Origin of the sequence: Janthinobacterium sp. SUN100 (assembly GCF_030397705.1) — a bacterium.
Lineage (GTDB): Bacteria > Pseudomonadota > Gammaproteobacteria > Burkholderiales > Burkholderiaceae_D > Janthinobacterium > Janthinobacterium kumbetense.
This window is the reverse complement of the sequence record NZ_JAPUBU010000001.1, coordinates 908,694-924,589: the sequence shown is the minus strand read 5'-3', so window position 1 is coordinate 924,589 and position 15,896 is coordinate 908,694. Positions and strand designations below refer to the sequence as shown.

Here is a 15,896-nt window from a genome sequence, read left to right as displayed (position 1 = left end):
TTGTCGTTCGGTGTTGCGTCCTTGTCGACGCAGCGAGGCAGGCGGGATGGCGGCGGCAGTCCGCCGGGCGGTGGCAGGGAGGTATGGAATGCGGTGCGGTGCGGCGTATCGAGCCGCTGCGGGAGTGTCGCCGTTTGCCGATGGCGGCAGGACCAGCGGTGGGTCCTGGCGCCATCGGCGGTGGCTTGGTCTGCTTCTTGCTATTTTTATTGTTTCTGACTTTGCGGCTGGCGCGCAGTGCACGCGCCAGCCGGGCGATGCCCGATGCCGGCGTCCGTCAAAAATCCACGGCGGCCGACAGTTGCACGCTGCGGGGCGCCGATTGCGAGACGGTGCCATACGAGGCCACGCCGGCCCAGTAATGGCGGTCGAACGCGTTCATCAGCCCGCCGCGCAAGGTGGTCGCCTTGCCGGCGATGGCCGTGCGGTAGCGCAAGCCCAGGTCCACCTTGGTCCATGACGGCACCGACTGCAGATTCGTCTGGTCGACAAACTGCTTGCCGGTGTAGCTGACGGCGCCCGTGGCCGTCAGGCCGGGCCAGTACGGCACATCCCATTCGCCGCCCAGATTGGCCATGGACGTGGGCACGCCCACGGGGCGCTTGCCCATGGTGGCGGCGTTGTTGGTCTTCACCAGGCGCCCGTCGAGCAAGGTGATGCCGGCCAGCAGGCGCACGGCCTTGCTGGCGGCGCCCGACAGGTTCAGTTCCAGGCCCCGGTTGCGCTGCTCGCTGTCCATGCTGTAGACCTTGCCATACAGCTGGCCGCTGGGTTTAGTCACCTGGAACACGGCCAGGGTCGCCAGCACCACGCCGAAATCGGCCTTCGTGCCCACTTCGTACTGCTTGCTCTTGTAGGGCGCGAAGACCTGGCCCGCGTTGTCGGCGATGTTCGGCGCAATATCGCCCTTGCTCAAGCCCTCGATATAGTTTGCGTACAGTGACACGTGGCGCAATGGCTTGACGACGATGCCGGCCAGCGGCGTCAGGGCGCCCTGCTTGTAGTGCGTGGTCAGCGCGCCCGTCGTCGCATGGTAGTTTTTCGCTTCGACCAGCTGGCGGCGCACGCCCAGGGTCAGTTGCACGCGCTGGTCCAGCATGTCCAGGGTGTCGGCCACGGCCAGGCTGGACAGGGTGGAGGCGGACAGCTTCGGCGCGCGGGCCGGGACGGCGATGCCGGGGTCGGCCACGGCGACAGGGTGGTAGATATTCGAGGCGATCAGCTTGCCGGAATTGCTGACGCTGCCAAATTCGTCCTGGTAGACATTGCCCATCACAACCAGCGCATGCTCGACGTCGCCCGTGCGAAAGCGCGCGCGCACGCCCGTGTCCGCACTGGCGCGCCGCACGCGGAATTTCCAGTTCATGGGCGTGACCGTCATGTCGCCGGCCGCGCTGGTGATGGTCGGCGTCTGGTCCGAATAGCGCGACACGTCGGAGCGCGTGCCGCCCACGTCGGCAAACACGGTGACGTTGTCGTTCAAGTCATATTCGACCTTGCCCAGGGTGGCCAGGTCGTTGGATTTCCACCAGCCCCAGGATTGGGCGATGTTGCGGCGGCCGTCGGGCGCTGCCGGCACGGGCAGGCGGGCGGCCACGAGGAAGGGGCGCGTGGGTGCGTCGATCCACTGGTATTGCTCGATCACGTCGAGCGAGGCGCGCAGGCGCTGGCCATGGTAATCGAGGGCGATGGCCGCCACTTCCGCGCGCGACGTCTGGTGGTCGAGCGGCGTGTGGCCCTGGCGGTGCAAGCCATTGAAGCGGATGCCGAAGCGCCGTTCCTCGCCGAAGCGGCGGCTGACGTCGATGGCCGCGCCTGCCTGCGAGCCCGCGCCGTAATCAACGGTCAGGCGCGTCAGGTCGCGCGGCAAGGAACGTTTCGGCACGGCATTGACGACGCCGCCCACGCCGCCGTTCGGCGACATGCCGTACAGCAAGGCGGCCGGCCCCTTGAGCACTTCCACGCTCTGCAGATACTCCGTAAATAAATGGTAGTTGGGCGAGACGCCATACACGCCGTCGAATGCCACTTCGCTCAGATTGCCCTCGTTGAGGGGAAAGCCGCGGATGAAGAAGGAATCCGTGACGCCGCCGATCTGGCCCGTGAAGCGGGTGGACGGGTCGCCGCCCAGCACCTCGGCCAGGGTCAGCGCCTGCTGGTCCAGCATGCGCTGGCTGGTGTAGCTGTTGACGCTGAACGGCGTATCGAGCAAGTCTTTTTCGCCCAGCATGCCGGCGCGCGCGCTCTTGGCGATCTGTCCGCCGGCGTCCGCTTCGGCTTGTCCGTTGACCAGCACGGTGGCGAGCGGGGCGGATGCATCGGCCGTCGCCTGGGCGATCGCCTGCGGCGTCACGCTGGCGACGAGCAGGCCGGCGAGGATCAATCGGGTGGTGAGGTGGGGGTGGGCGAGTCGGGAATATGGAATGGGCATCAGGGGCAAGCGTATAAAGTTGATAGGGAGGAATTGCACACAGGATATTATAAATGAGAATCATTACGATTTATAATGATTAATATATTCATTGCCGCCACGGCCGCATACATGCCGCGCGCATGCCTGGAGGGCATTTCAGCGCGGAAAATGACCATCCTGGGCCTTCAGATCCGGATATTTGCTGTCTTATATAAGATTCGTCGCCATCTGATACACAAACAGCGGCAGGACAGTCTAAAATACGTGGTGGGCAAGCACGGCGTCACCGCCGGCACACTAGCCGTCCAAAGCAAGGCTAACCGTCCTGTGTTTGGAATGAAGAAAGTTAACCACCAGGCATCACCGCATACAAGGGAATGAACATGGCAACACAAAAATCCAAAATCATCTACACGCTGACTGACGAGGCGCCGCTGCTCGCGACGTATTCCCTGCTGCCAATTATCAAAAAATTCACCGCGCCGGCTGGCGTGGACGTGGTCGCCAGCGATATTTCGGTGGCGGCCCGTGTACTGGCTGAATTTCCCGAATTCCTGACGGACGCGCAAAAAGTCCCGAATACCCTGGCTGAACTGGGCAAATTGACCCAGAGTCCGGACACCAACATCATCAAACTGCCGAACATCAGCGCCTCGCAAGGCCAGCTGATCGCCTGCGTGCGCGAATTGCAAGGCCGTGGCTACAAGCTGCCGGATTACCCGGAAGATGCGAAGACGGACGAAGAAAAAGCCCTGAAAGCCCGCTACGGCAAGTGCATCGGCAGCTCGGTCAACCCGGTCTTGCGCGAAGGCAATTCCGACCGCCGCGCACCGAAGGCCGTCAAAGAGTATGCTCGCAAGCACCCGCATTCGATGGGCGAGTGGAGCCAGTCGTCGCAAACGCACGTGTCGCACATGCACCATGGCGACTTCTACCACGGCGAAAAATCGCTGACGCTGGAAAAGGCGCGCGACGTCAAGATGGAACTGGTCACGGCCTCGGGCAAGACCATCGTGCTGAAACCGAAGGTTTCCCTGCAAGCGGGCGAAATCATCGACAGCATGTTCATGAGCAAGAAAGCGCTGCTGGAGTTCTACGAGAAGGAAATCGACGACGCCTTCAAGACGGGCGTGATGTTCTCGCTGCACGTCAAGGCGACCATGATGAAGGTGTCGCACCCTATCGTTTTCGGCCACTGCGTGCGCATCTTCTACAAGGACGCGTTCGCCAAGCACGCCGCGCTGTTCGACAAGCTGGGCGTGAATGTCAACAATGGCATGAGCAACCTGTACGACAAGATCGAAACCCTGCCAGCGTCGCAAAAAGATGAAGTGCTGAAAGATTTGCACGCCTGCCACGCCAACCGTCCGGAACTGGCCATGGTCGATTCGGCCAAGGGCATCACCAACTTCCATTCGCCGAACGACATCATCGTCGACGCGTCGATGCCAGCCATGATCCGTATCGGCGGCAAGATGTGGGGCGCCGATGGCCGTCCGAAGGACGTCAAGGCCGTCATGCCGGAATCGACTTTCGCGCGCATCTACCAGGAAATGATCGGCTTCTGCAAATGGCATGGCAACTTCGATCCGAAGACCATGGGCACCGTGCCGAACGTGGGTCTGATGGCGCAGCAAGCGGAAGAGTACGGTTCGCACGACAAGACGTTTGAAGTGCCGGAAGGCGGCATCGCCAACATCACCGACCTGGAAACGGGCGAAGTGCTGCTGACGCAAACGGTGGAAGAGGGCGATATCTGGCGCATGTGCCAGGTCAAGGACGCACCGATCCGCGACTGGGTCAAGCTGGCCGTCACGCGCGCGCGCAATTCGGGCATGCCTGCCGTGTTCTGGCTCGATTCCTACCGTCCGCACGAGAACGAAGTCATCAAGAAGGTACAGGTTTACCTGAAGGAGCACGACACCAAGGGCCTGGACATCCAGATCATGTCGCAGACGCGCGCCATGCGTTACACCCTGGAACGCGCCTTCCGCGGCCTGGACACCATCTCGGTGACCGGCAACATCCTGCGCGATTACCTGACCGACCTGTTCCCGATCCTGGAACTGGGCACGTCCGCCAAGATGTTGTCGATCGTGCCATTGATGGCCGGTGGCGGCATGTACGAAACGGGCGCCGGCGGTTCGGCACCGAAACACGTCAAGCAACTGGTGGAAGAAAACCATTTGCGCTGGGATTCGCTGGGCGAGTTCCTGGCCCTGGCCGTGTCGCTGGAAGACATGGGCATCAAGACGGGCAATGCGAAGGCCAAAATCCTCGCGAAAACCCTGGATGAAGCCACCGGCAAGCTGCTGGACAACAACAAGTCGCCATCGCCACGTACCGGCGAGCTGGACAACCGCGGCAGCCATTTCTACCTGGCCATGTACTGGGCGCAAGCCCTGGCTGCGCAGAAGGACGATGCGGAACTGGCAGCGCATTTTGCGCCGGTGGCCAAGGCCCTGGCCGACAACGAAGAAAAGATCGTTGCCGAGCTGAAAGCAGTACAAGGCAAGGAAACGGATATCGGCGGCTACTACCTGCCAGATCCGGCGAAGACGGAAGCCGTCATGCGTCCTAGCGCCAGCCTGAATGCGGTGCTGGACAGCATCTGATGCAGTCTTGACAGGCAGTAAGTTCTTAACTGCTGCCTGATAAAAAAACGCCGCCGGAAGCGATTCCGGCGGCGTTTTTCATTTCCGTGCAGGTTTACTTGTAGTGCTTGTAGACCTCGGTGCTGCCATTGTTCTTGACCAGCAAGACGTCATACGCATCCTTGCGCGGTCCTTCCATGCCTGGCGAGCCCATCGGCATTGCCGGCACGGCCAGGCCTTTCGCCTTGGGTTTGTCACGCAGCAACTGCTTGATCTCGCTGGCCGGTACATGGCCTTCGATGGCGTAGCCGTTGACGAGGCCAGTGTGGCAGGAGCCGAGCGCGTCGGGAATGCCGGCCAGCTTGCGGTATTGCGCCGGCATCTCGACATTTTTCGCGCGGACCGTAAAGCCGTTCGCTTCCAGGTGCTTGATCCAGTCGGCACAGCAGCCGCACGAGGCGCTCTTGTAGACTTCGATGACGGGCAGGGCCGCCATGGCGAACGTGGGCAGGCCCAGCATGGCGGCGAAGGCGCCGCGCAATAAGAAATGTTTGATCATGTGTTGCTTTCAGACGGAATAGGGCTATCGTGGCCACCTTGGTGGCTTGCTTGGGACGAGCTTGGAATTTAAGCGGAAAGCGGCCGCGGCGGCCGGCGCGGGCCGTCGGGAATGAATCCCGTCAGCAAGGTGGCCGTTGCGATGGTGACTTGTTGTGCGCCGCTGCAGGCGGCGGCAGGCAGGGCGAGGCCAGGCGGCATCAGCGCGCCCAGGCAAAAGCTGGCGCAGGCGCCGCACGCGGGGTGCTTGGCAGGGGTCTTGTCGTTTTCCGGCGTGCCGGCGCTGTCCGCGACAGCGGATGAGCGCGCAGCGTGATGCTGGCAAGCCGCTGTCATCGCGACGGCAGGCTCGTCAGCGAGCGGCGCGCATAGCCGCGTGGCGCCCGCAGCGGCCGCTTGCAGCGGCACCGCCGCGATCAGCAGCAGGATCAGCCATGTTTTGAAGAGTCTTAGCATCGCCGGAAAGTATAGCATAGGGGCAACTGCCGTCAGGAGCGGGCGTCCGCTAGCGCGAGGCGGCGGCCAGCATTTTCGACGCGTACATGGCGCGGTCCGCATGGCGCAGCAGCAGTTGCATGGTATCGCCGTCTTCCGGATAGTGGGCCACGCCGATGCTGACGGCGATCTGCAAATGCTGTCCGTTGCCCAGGTGCAGCGGCGCAGCCAGGGCCGCGTGGATCTTTTGCTCGATCAGGCTGACGTCGGCGGGCGCGGCATTGCTTTCCAAAAGCACGACGAATTCATCGCCGCCCATCCTGGCCAGGGTGTCGGTTTCGCGCATGCAATCGCGCAGGCGGCTCGCCACCGTTTGCAGCAGCAGGTCGCCGCAGGCATGGCCGTGGTCGTCGTTGACCCGCTTGAAGTTGTCGAGGTCGAGGAACAGCAGCGACAGCCGGCCTTCCTGGCGGTGCGCGCGCGCGAAGGCCGTGTGCAGGCGGTCGTGGAACAGGCGGCGGTTCGGCAGGCGGGTCAGTTCGTCGTGCATGGCCATGAATTGCATCTGCGTCTGCAACTGCCGGCGCTCGATGGCGGTGGCAAGTTGCTTGGCGACAAATTGCAGCAAATCCTGGTCCTGCTCCGTGCCGATGACGGCATCCTGGCCGCCTTGCAAGGCCAGCGCGCCGATGCTGCCCAGGGAAGAATACAGCGGCACGGCCAGCCAGCACGAGGACAGGGCGCAGGCCGCCGTTTGCAGCGCCGCCGGCAGGCCGGCCAGTTGTCCCGTCTGCAGCAGCAGGGGGCGGCCGCTGCGCAGGACTTCGTCGCACAGCAGGCTGGCCAGCGATGACGTGGGCTGCGGCGCGCTGTCGTCGGCATGCGAGGTCATGGGAGGCTGGGCGCCGTGTTCGTCATGCAGCAGCAAGGTCAGGCTGCGCGTGGGCAAGTGTTCGCCGATGATGTGCTGGATGCGGTGCAGCAAGGCGGACAAGTCTTGCGTCGCCTGCATGGCTTCGGAGATGGCGTACAGCGCGGCCTGCTTTGCCTGCGCCTGTTTCAGCAGGGTGACGTCGCGCGCCACGGCCACGCGCAGCTGGTCGGCGGCGGACCAGCGGGCGGACCACATGATGTGCGCCAGGCTGCCATCCTTGCGCAGGTAGCGGTTCTCGAAGTGCGTCTGGGCATGGCCATCCATGATGGCGCGCGCGGCCGCCAGGGTGCGCGCGCGGTCGGCCGGGGCAACCATGTCGAGCATGAGCTTGCCGATCATTTCCTGCTGCGTATAGCCGAAGATGCGTTCGCAGGCGGCGCTGACGAAAACAAAGCGCCCCTCCACGTCGACCATGCACACGGCATCGAGCAACAAGTCGGTAAAGCTGGCCAGCGGCGCGCGCAGAATCTTGTGTTCCATGGTGGCATTTTAATGGACATTCACGGCAGTGATTCAACTTGTTGGGGGTAGGCGAGGTCGGCGGCATGAAAATGTTTCATTTCCCCGACGCTCATGCTTTTCCGTTTCTTGCCGTTAATGCAGTATTGCCATGCAGTACTTGCCATCACGCCAGAAACGTGACGCAAGGTTTGCCTGGCGCCAGGTAATTGCAAAATACTTAACCATATCGAACTTTTATGATGCATCTTCTCTCTATTTGCAAGGTGACAGCGCCATGACCTCCATTTCTCCACTGTCCAGCTGGAACAGCGCCCCGTCGCGGGCTGCCGCCGCCACGTCGAACCGCGCGGAGGCGGCAGCGCCGTCGCCCGTATCGACGCCATCGTCCATCGTTGCTCTCAGCCCGGAAAGCGTGAACGACGGCAAGCCGGCGGCGCTCGTCAAACCACCGATGGTGTGGGAAAGCGCGACGCGCGACAAGGTGAGCGAGGCGATGACGAAGAGTTTTTCTTCGTATGCGTTTGGCGGCCGCTTCAGCGGCCTGGGCGCGGCCATGCTGGGACAGGCCAAGCTGGGAAACTACAATTTCTCGCAGGCGATGCGGCAGCCGCCGCCGAGCACCACGCCGAACATCTATGCGGCGTCCGGCATCGCGCCCGGCAGCCTGCATGGCAATGGCGAAGACCGGGTTTCCCTCAGCATCACGACGAAGAGCGGCGTGGAAGTCAAGCTGTCGCTCGACAGCCAGGGCGACGGCCTGGCCGTGAACATGACGACCAGCGGCGACCTCAGCGACGCTGAAGCGAGCGCCCTGGGCGAGCTGGCGAAAGGTTTTCAGGAGGCCATCGACGGCATGGGACAAAGCACGCCGAAAATCAAGCTGGAAGGCTTGATGCAGTTCGACCAGCAAGTGCTCGAGTCGGTGAAGCTGCATGCGGAAGTCAAGGTGCGCGGCGAAACGGAAAGTACCCAAACCCTGGATTTCCAGGCCGATGGCGCGCAGCGCAAGGTCAGCTTCAGCGGCGAGGCCGGCAGCCTGGACCTGAAGGTCGATGCCAGCGCGCTCAATACCCTGGGCAGCCCCGAGCGGCAAGCCAAGGCGCTGGGCAGCTATATGAAGCAATTCGACCAGGCGGCGTCGCGCGGCCATGGCGACGCGGGCTTGATGGCCATGCTCAAGGATAGCTTCACTGCCTTGCACAGCAATACCGCCGCACCGCAAGTGGCCACGGACAATCCCGAGACAGGCAAGTGGCGCCTGGCGGCCGAGGACAAGTCCATCCTGACGGGGCTGGCCGATTTCAGCGCCTCCGTGTCGCAGACCGTGAAATTCAGCAATCCCATGCGCAGCGCGGAAAAGGATGGCTTCAATTATGAAGTGTCGCAAAAGACGGAGCAGGCCGGCGCCAGCCAGGACGCGCGTTCGATCAGGCAGCAGCAGCAATCGAAGCTCAGCGCCAGCTACCACCAGACGCTGGTCCCCGGCGTGCCGCTGCGCCTGCTGGACAACACGGAATCGCAGAACTATACCTACCACCAGATCGAGGATACGGCCAGCAGCGAGGCGCAAGTGGCCTACAAGGATGGCAAGATGGTGAAGGCGAGCTTGCGGCAGGAGGGCAGCCAGTCCGAACACGTCATGAAGTATTTCCTGGGCAAGCTGCAATCGGACAAGACCACGCCGGGCAATTTCTCCGTGCTGCGCGACTTGCTGCCCGTGCTGGGGCCATACAAGTCGGGCGAGAAGGAGATGACGCCCGAAGCGCGGCTGGAACAGCGCAAGCAGGCGCTGCTGACCTTGAGCGACGACGTGCTGCTGCAGTCGTATGCGGGCCAGACCATCAGCCTGTGGCAAGCCGATGTGCCGCCCGAGGAGGCGGTCCGTTAATTGCCCCTTGCCTCATATTAAAAAAAGCCCGTTTTCCTGCGAAGACGGGCTTTTTGTTTGATGCGGCGCAAATAGCTTACGCTTTGGCCTTGCTTTGCTTGATCCAGTAGCCGACGCCCAGCGCGGCGAGCCACACGGGAATCAGGTAGACGGAAATGCGCAGGCCTGGCGTCAGGTACATGATCACCAGGATGCCGGCCAGGAACGCCAGGCACAGGTAGTTGGTGAACGGGTAGCCCAGACTCTGGAACAGGGTCGTCTTGCCTTCGATTTTTTTCTGCGCGCGGAAGCGCAGGTGGATCCAGCTGATCATGGCCCAGTTGATGATCAGCGCCGACACCACGAGTCCCATCAGCACTTCGAACGCTTCGCCCGGCATGAAGTAATTGACCACCACGCAGGCGCCCGTCGCCAGGGCCGACACGCCCAGGGCGACCAGCGGCACGCCGCGGCGGTTCAGGTGCAGCAGCGCGCGCGGCGCATTGCCTTGCTTGGCCAGGCCGAACAGCATGCGCGTGTTGCAGTACACGCCGCTGTTGTAGACGGACAGGGCGGCCGTCAGCACCACCACGTTCAGGGCCGTGGCCACCAGATTGCTGTCGAGCGCATGGAAGATCAGCACGAAGGGGCTGCCGCCGGTGACGACGTTTTGCCACGGGTACAGCGACAGCAGGATGCCGAGTGCGCCGATATAAAAGATCAGGATGCGGTAGATGGCCTGGTTGGTGGCGCGCGGGATCGTCGTGCTCGGGTCATCCGCCTCTGCCGCCGTGATGCCGACCAGTTCCAGGCCGCCGAACGAGAACATGATGACGGCCATGGCCATCACCAGTCCCTGCCAGCCATTCGGGAAGAAGCCGCCGTGCTGCCACAGGTTGGCCACCGACGCCTGCGGGCCCGCGTCGCCGGAGGCCAGCAGGTACGCGCCGAAGACGATCATGCCGATGATGGCGACCACCTTGATGAGGGCGAACCAGAATTCCATCTCGCCGAAGGCTTTGACATTCAACAAGCTGATGGCGTTAATCACGCAAAAGAAGACGAGCGCCGACACCCAGGTGGGCACGCCCGGCCACCAGTACTGCACGTAGATGCCGACGGCCGTCAGTTCGGCCATGCTGACGAGCACATACAGCACCCAGTAATTCCAGCCCGACAGGAAGCCGGGCAGGTGGCCGCAGTATTTGTCGGCAAAGTAGCTGAAGGAGCCGGCGACGGGCTCGTCGACCACCATCTCGCCCAGCTGGCGCATGATCAGGAAGGCGATGACGCCGGCGATGCCATAACCCAGCAGCACTGAAGGGCCGGCCATCTTGATGGTTTGCGCGATGCCCAGAAACAGGCCGGTGCCGATGGCGCCGCCCAGGGCGATGAGCTGGATGTGGCGGCTTTTCAGGCCGCGCTTGAGCTCTTGTGGTTCGGTAATCCCGACTGCCGTCATATGTTTTATCCTGTTTTTACGGGGCTGAGGTCGCTGATTCTAAAGCATGAATGGGCAAATCAGGAGCGAAATGCATGTTGCACTGCGGAGGCGCAAGAAAAGCCCCGCATCTTCGCCGAACGGCGCGCAAAACGGCGGCCCAGGCGTCCGCTTTTACGCGCCGGCCGCGACGATGGCCGGTTCGTAGGTGGCCAGGAACTCGGGCGGCAGGCGGCGCGCGCGGCCGCTGCTCAATTCGATGCAGATCAAGTCCCAGCGTCCGCGCACGACGGTGGTGCCGTCGCTGTCGCGGACCAGCTGGAAGCGCCGCTCCATGCTGGAACGGCCATCGCTGGCGCACAGCCAGGTGGCCAGGGTCAGCGCTTCGCCGGCCCGCGTCGGCAGCAAATAGTCGTATTCGCCGCGGCGTATCGCCATGGCCCGGTCCAGGCGCCGGTAATCGTCCAGGTCCAGCCCCAGGGTGGCCGAATGGTGCCAGGCGATGTGCTCGCACCAGCGCACGTAGACGGCGTTATTCGTGTGCTGCAAGCCGTCGATGTCGCCCGGTTCGGGCGTGACGGGCAGGGTATGGGCGTGCGGATAATCCCAGTTCAAGAGCATTCCTTTCGATACGGTGGCGGCTGATTGTACGGTCTCGCGGCGCTTCCTGTCTGCGGCACACGCGTGGAAAAACACTGTTTTCCCATTGATGTATGATGCATCATAATTTATCAGCGATCAGAAACACGCATGAACCATTCATTGGACACTCTGCTGCACGTCAATCTGGGCAAGTCCGTGTACGCCATGCTGCGCGAAGCGCTGGCGGCCGGGCGCTTCCAGCCGAATGACCGGCTGCGCATCCGCGAACTGGCGCAGCAGCTGGGCACCAGCGTCACGCCCGTGCGCGACGCCATGTTGCAGCTGGTGCAGGAAGAGGCGCTGGTGCTGCGCTCGCCGCGCGACTTCCGCGTGCCCGTGCTGAGCGTGGCGCGCTACCTGGAAATCCGCGCGCTGCGCCTGGAGCTGGAAGGCCTGGGCGCGGCGGAGGCGGCGCAGCGCATCGACGCCGCCACCCTGGCCGACCTGGAGCGCCTGCTGCAGGCGAATGAAGAGGCCATCGCGCGGCACGACCTGGCCGCGGCGCTGCAATGCAACCAGGCGTTTCACCTGGGCCTGGCGCAGGCGGCCGGCATGCCGACCTTGAAACGCTTCGTCGACCATCTGTGGATGCAGACGGCGCCCCTGATCGCCGCCGGCTACGCCAGCTTTTCGCCCGACATGCGGGTGGGCCACCACCACGCCATCATCAGCGCGCTGCGCCAGCGCGACAGCGGGGCCGCGCGGCGCGCCATCGAGCAGGACATCCTCGACGGCGGCACGCAGATGCTGGCCTACGTGATGCGCCAGGAGCGCCTCCACGCCGGCGCAACCGAAGAAGACAAGGAAGAACATGACGCACATCAAGCACAAGATTGAACAGAACATGGAACAGAAAACCGCCATCGTCACGGGCGCCAGCCGCGGCATCGGCCATGCCGTCGCGGAACGCTTCCGCAGCCTGGGCTGGAGGGTCATCACCGTCTCGCGCAGCCCGATTCCCGGCGGCTGCCCGCGCAGCCAGGAGCACAACACGCATGTGTGCATGGATTTGTCGGACCTGAGCCAGATCGGGCAGATGGTCGAGACGCTGCGCCCCATGCTGGGCGACGCCAAACTGCACGCGCTGGTCAACAATGCGGGCGTGTCGCCGAAGGGGCCGGGCGGTTCGCGCGTCAATTCGCTCACCACCGACATGCAGACGTGGCAGGAAATGTACAACACGAATTTCTTTGCGCCGCTGGCGCTGACGCGCGGCTTTGCGCAGGAATTGTCGAACGCGCGCGGCTCCGTGGTGAATCTGTGCTCGATCGCCGGCTACCGCGTGCATCCTTTTGCCGGTTCGGCCTACGCCAGTTCGAAGGCGGCGCTGGCGTCGCTGACGCGCGAAATGGCCAACGACATGGCGCCGCTGAACGTGCGCGTGAACGCCATCGCGCCGGGCGAGATCGACACGGCCATCCTGTCGCCGGGCACTTCGCACATCGTCGACACGCAAATCCCCCTGCGCCGCCTGGGCACGACGGCCGAAGTGGCGGACCTGGTGGAGTTCCTGTGCAGCGAGCGCGCCTCGTACATCACGGGCGCCGAAATCCCCATCGACGGCGGCCAGCGTATTTAATTGAAAAGGAAGATCGCATGACACAACATATCGGCATCGTCGGCTGCTCGGCCGAAGGCGCGGCCCTGTGCTACCGCACGATCTGCGAAGAGGGCGCGCATGCGCTGGGGCCATATGAACACCCGGAAGTATCGATGCACACGCCGTCGCTGGCGCGTTACGTGGATTGCCTGAACGGGGGCGACCTGGCAGGCGTGGCTGAACTGATGCTGGCGTCGGCGCGCAAGCTGGCCGCCGCCGGCGCCGATTTCCTGATCTGCCCCGACAACACCATCCACCAGGCATTCGAGCTGATGGCGCCCCGTTCGCCGCTGCCATGGCTGCATATCGTCGACGTCGTGGCCGCCGAAGCGGCGGCGCGCGGTGTCCAACGGGTGGGCTTGACGGGTACGCGCTGGCTGGTCGACAGTGCCGTGTATCCGGACAGGCTGGCCGCGCGCGGCATCGCTTGCGTGCGGCCCGGCGAGGACGAACGCAGCGAGATCAACCGCATCATCATGGAAGAGCTGGTGCCGGGCGTGGTCAAGGGGGACAGCGTGGCGCGCTTCCAGGCCATCATCGCCGGCCTGCGGGAGCAGGGCTGCGATGCCGTCATCCTCGGCTGCACGGAGATCCCGCTGATCATCAGCGACGCCAATTCGCCGCTGCCGACGCTCGATTCCACGCGCTTGCTGGCGCGCGCCGCCCTGCGCCGGGCGCTGGAAACCTAGCGTTCCAGCTGCGCCTGCAGCGCGGCCACCACCAGCGCGTGGTCGTCCGCCTGCGCCAGGCCGGAAACGGTGACCGTGCCGACCAGTCCCACGCCGCGTATCAGCAGGGGGAACGCGCCGCCGTGGCCCGCGTACTCGATGTCATCGAGGTATTTCACGTCTTCGAAGGTGCTGCCGCGGCTCTTGTACGAGATGCCCATGTAATAGGAGCTGCGGCAAAAGCGCTGCACCGTGTTGTTCTTGCGGCGTATCCAGTCCGCCTGGTCCGCCGTGGCGCCCGTCATGGCGTGGTGGAACAGGATCTGACCGTTGCGCGTGATGTTGACGGTGACGGCCTTGCCCCGCTTGCGCACTTCCTCGACGATCCACAGGCCCACGGCCAGCGCGGCGTCGTTGTCGAAGCGTTCGAATTGCAGGGATTCTTCCTGTTGCGCCAGGGTTTGCAGCAAATCGGCGTAATGATCCATCGTGGAGGAGGGCGGTAGTGGCTGGAAGCGCTACTGTAGCGCACCATGGGCCGGCCGCGCGCGCTTTTTCCGTGGCGCGGCTAAAATAAGCGGCATGAACCTGTCCCTGTTTGCCGATGAAGACCAGATCCCGGCCGGCCCGGTGCCGCTGGTGCCAGGCTCGCGCGCGTCGGTCCTGCTGCGCGGTTTTGCGCTGCCGTACCTGCACGAGATGCTGCCGGCGCTGGACGCCGTCGTGCTGGCGGCGCCCCTGCGCCACATGGCCACGCCGGGCGGCTTGCGCATGTCGGTTGCCATGAGCAATTGCGGCCCCCTGGGCTGGGTCACGGATGGGCGCGGCTACCGCTACGCGCGGCACGATCCGGTCAGCGGCCTTCCCTGGCCGCCCATGCCGCCCGTGTTCCTGCGCCTGGCGCGGCAGGCGGCGCTGGAGGCCGGCTATCCGGACTTCACGCCCGACGCCTGCCTCGTCAACCGTTATGCCCCCGGTGCGCGCATGGCCCTGCACCAGGACCGCGATGAATGCGACTTCACCGCGCCCATCGTTTCCGTTTCGCTGGGGCTGCCCGCCACTTTCCTGTTCGGCGGCGCGGAGCGGGCCGACAAGGCAGCGCGCATCGTCTTGCTGCATGGCGACGTGGTGGTGTGGGGCGGCGCCGACCGCCTGCGCTTCCACGGCGTGGCGCCCCTGAAGGAAGGCGAACACGCGCTGCTGGGCGCGCAGCGCATCAATTTGACGTTTCGCAAGGCCAGCTGATCCGTCAATACGTCCCATTAATGCAAGATACTTGCAAATGTGGCCGTTTTTCTCCATGATATGCAACTTGTTTGCATATGGAGTGTTCAGCATGAAGCGCGATCCGATTTCCTCGCCCCTGCCCGACGTGGCGGCCGGCCCCCATCTGGGCCACCCCTTGCCGCTCGAGTGGGTCGGCATGCAGGGCATCGCCTTGCCCCTGTGGCTGGAAGAGGGCGGGCAGGCGCAGCAAGTGCATGCCTGGGCCGACGTGCAGGTCGACTTGCCCGACCCGCACGTGAAGGGCATCCACATGTCGCGCCTGTATCTGCTGCTCGACGCGTTCGCCGCCGCGCAGCCGCTCGATGCGGGCGCGCTGGCCGCCGTGCTGCGGCGCATGGTGGACAGCCATGCCGATTGCGGCAGCACGCAGGCGAGGCTGGCGCTGGCGTTCCCCCTGCTGCGGCGCCAGCCGGCGCTACTGACGGCGGGGCTGTCCGGCTGGAAATCGTATCCCGTGCGCCTGCAGGCCAGTGTTTCGCCGCAGGGCTTTGCCCTGTCCTTGACGGTGGAGGTCGGCTACTCGTCCACCTGCCCGTGCTCGGCGGCGCTGGCGCGGCAATTGCTGGCCGACGCCTTCGCGGCGCAGTTCGGCACGGGCCCCATCGATGGCGCGGCTGCGCGTGAATGGCTGCGGGAACACGCGAGCCTGGCCACGCCGCACAGCCAGCGCAGCACGGCGACGGTCACCGTGCCCTTGACGGAACAGGCGGAACTGGACCTGTTTCCCCTGATCGACGTGGTGGAAGCGGCGCTGGCGACACCGCTGCAGACGGCCGTGAAACGGGCCGACGAGCAGGCGTTCGCACGCCTCAATGGTGCTAACCTGATGTATGTGGAGGATGCGGCCCGCCGCGTGCAGGCGGCGCTGGCGCCATTGGTGCCACCGTATGTGCAGGCGCGTGTTACCGTACGGCATATGGAAAGCCTGCATCCGCACGATGCCATGGCGCAGGCGGGCAAGCTTGCCGGAGATTGGTAGTCAACCACCGTGGAGG

At 64.1% G+C, this 15,896-nt stretch carries 16 protein-coding genes; 8 read left to right on the top strand and 8 right to left on the bottom strand.

Going from position 1 to position 15,896, the window contains the following annotated elements:
• Positions 1 to 277: 277 nt before the first annotated feature.
• A complete protein-coding gene (locus O0881_RS04035; RefSeq protein WP_289910269.1) occupies positions 278 to 2,431 on the bottom strand; it encodes a TonB-dependent siderophore receptor in 2,154 nt (717 codons plus the stop codon).
• A 75-nt stretch (positions 2,432 to 2,506) separates the two neighbouring features.
• Here O0881_RS04035 and O0881_RS04030 point away from each other — a divergent pair, with 75 nt between their 5' ends.
• Complete coding sequence (locus tag O0881_RS04030) at positions 2,507 to 2,794, top strand: hypothetical protein (RefSeq protein ID WP_251348459.1); 288 nt, start codon at positions 2,507 to 2,509, stop codon at positions 2,792 to 2,794.
• 2 nt (positions 2,795 to 2,796) lie between these two features.
• A complete protein-coding gene (locus O0881_RS04025; RefSeq protein WP_289897656.1) occupies positions 2,797 to 5,028 on the top strand; it encodes an NADP-dependent isocitrate dehydrogenase in 2,232 nt (743 codons plus the stop codon).
• Between the two features lie 94 nt (positions 5,029 to 5,122).
• Here the strand turns inward: O0881_RS04025 and O0881_RS04020 are convergent, their stop codons facing one another.
• The 4 genes from O0881_RS04020 to O0881_RS04005 form a co-directional block, all read right to left on the bottom strand.
• A complete protein-coding gene (locus O0881_RS04020; protein WP_099667723.1) occupies positions 5,123 to 5,566 on the bottom strand; it encodes a DUF411 domain-containing protein in 444 nt (147 codons plus the stop codon).
• A 68-nt stretch (positions 5,567 to 5,634) separates the two neighbouring features.
• On the bottom strand, positions 5,635 to 6,021 hold the full coding sequence (locus O0881_RS04015; protein WP_289910268.1) for a hypothetical protein: 387 nt from the start codon (positions 6,019 to 6,021) through the stop codon (positions 5,635 to 5,637).
• A 49-nt stretch (positions 6,022 to 6,070) separates the two neighbouring features.
• Positions 6,071 to 7,414, bottom strand: coding sequence for a diguanylate cyclase (locus O0881_RS04010; protein WP_289910267.1), 1,344 nt, complete (start codon positions 7,412 to 7,414; stop codon positions 6,071 to 6,073).
• Between the two features lie 20 nt (positions 7,415 to 7,434).
• On the bottom strand, positions 7,435 to 7,641 hold the full coding sequence (locus O0881_RS04005) for a hypothetical protein (RefSeq protein WP_289910266.1): 207 nt from the start codon (positions 7,639 to 7,641) through the stop codon (positions 7,435 to 7,437).
• A gap of 29 nt (positions 7,642 to 7,670) precedes the next feature.
• Here O0881_RS04005 and O0881_RS04000 point away from each other — a divergent pair, with 29 nt between their 5' ends.
• A complete protein-coding gene (locus O0881_RS04000) occupies positions 7,671 to 9,284 on the top strand; it encodes a hypothetical protein (protein WP_289910265.1) in 1,614 nt (537 codons plus the stop codon).
• Between the two features lie 76 nt (positions 9,285 to 9,360).
• Here the strand turns inward: O0881_RS04000 and O0881_RS03995 are convergent, their stop codons facing one another.
• Both O0881_RS03995 and O0881_RS03990 read right to left on the bottom strand, forming a co-directional pair.
• Positions 9,361 to 10,725: an amino acid permease gene (locus tag O0881_RS03995; protein WP_251348465.1), complete on the bottom strand. Its 1,365-nt coding sequence runs from the start codon at positions 10,723 to 10,725 to the stop codon at positions 9,361 to 9,363.
• Between the two features lie 153 nt (positions 10,726 to 10,878).
• Positions 10,879 to 11,319, bottom strand: coding sequence for a thioesterase family protein (locus O0881_RS03990; protein ID WP_289910264.1), 441 nt, complete (start codon positions 11,317 to 11,319; stop codon positions 10,879 to 10,881).
• A gap of 135 nt (positions 11,320 to 11,454) precedes the next feature.
• Between O0881_RS03990 and O0881_RS03985 the strand changes: the two genes are divergently transcribed.
• Genes O0881_RS03985 through O0881_RS03975 form a run of 3 tightly spaced genes read left to right on the top strand, consistent with a single transcriptional unit; the run spans position 11,455 to position 13,635 of the window.
• The gene (locus O0881_RS03985; RefSeq protein ID WP_289910263.1) at positions 11,455 to 12,183 is read left to right on the top strand and encodes a GntR family transcriptional regulator; all 729 of its coding nucleotides are present in this window, start codon (positions 11,455 to 11,457) and stop codon (positions 12,181 to 12,183) included.
• Entirely contained in the window at positions 12,158 to 12,925 is a 768-nt protein-coding gene (locus O0881_RS03980; RefSeq protein ID WP_251348468.1) for an SDR family oxidoreductase, read from the top strand. Before O0881_RS03985 ends, O0881_RS03980 begins: the two co-directional genes overlap by 26 nt.
• Positions 12,926 to 12,942: 17 nt before the next feature.
• Entirely contained in the window at positions 12,943 to 13,635 is a 693-nt protein-coding gene (locus O0881_RS03975) for an amino acid racemase (protein WP_289910262.1), read from the top strand.
• Here O0881_RS03975 and O0881_RS03970 read toward each other — a convergent pair.
• On the bottom strand, positions 13,632 to 14,102 hold the full coding sequence (locus tag O0881_RS03970; RefSeq protein ID WP_034786432.1) for a heme-degrading domain-containing protein: 471 nt from the start codon (positions 14,100 to 14,102) through the stop codon (positions 13,632 to 13,634). The two genes, O0881_RS03975 and O0881_RS03970, sit on opposite strands and share 4 nt — an antisense overlap.
• Before the next feature lie 94 nt (positions 14,103 to 14,196).
• Between O0881_RS03970 and alkB the strand changes: the two genes are divergently transcribed.
• Both alkB and folE2 read left to right on the top strand, forming a co-directional pair.
• Positions 14,197 to 14,859, top strand: coding sequence for a DNA oxidative demethylase AlkB (gene alkB, locus O0881_RS03965; protein ID WP_289910261.1), 663 nt, complete (start codon positions 14,197 to 14,199; stop codon positions 14,857 to 14,859).
• A gap of 91 nt (positions 14,860 to 14,950) precedes the next feature.
• Positions 14,951 to 15,880, top strand: coding sequence for a GTP cyclohydrolase FolE2 (gene folE2, locus O0881_RS03960; RefSeq protein WP_289910260.1), 930 nt, complete (start codon positions 14,951 to 14,953; stop codon positions 15,878 to 15,880).
• The last annotated feature ends 16 nt before the right edge of the window (positions 15,881 to 15,896 follow it).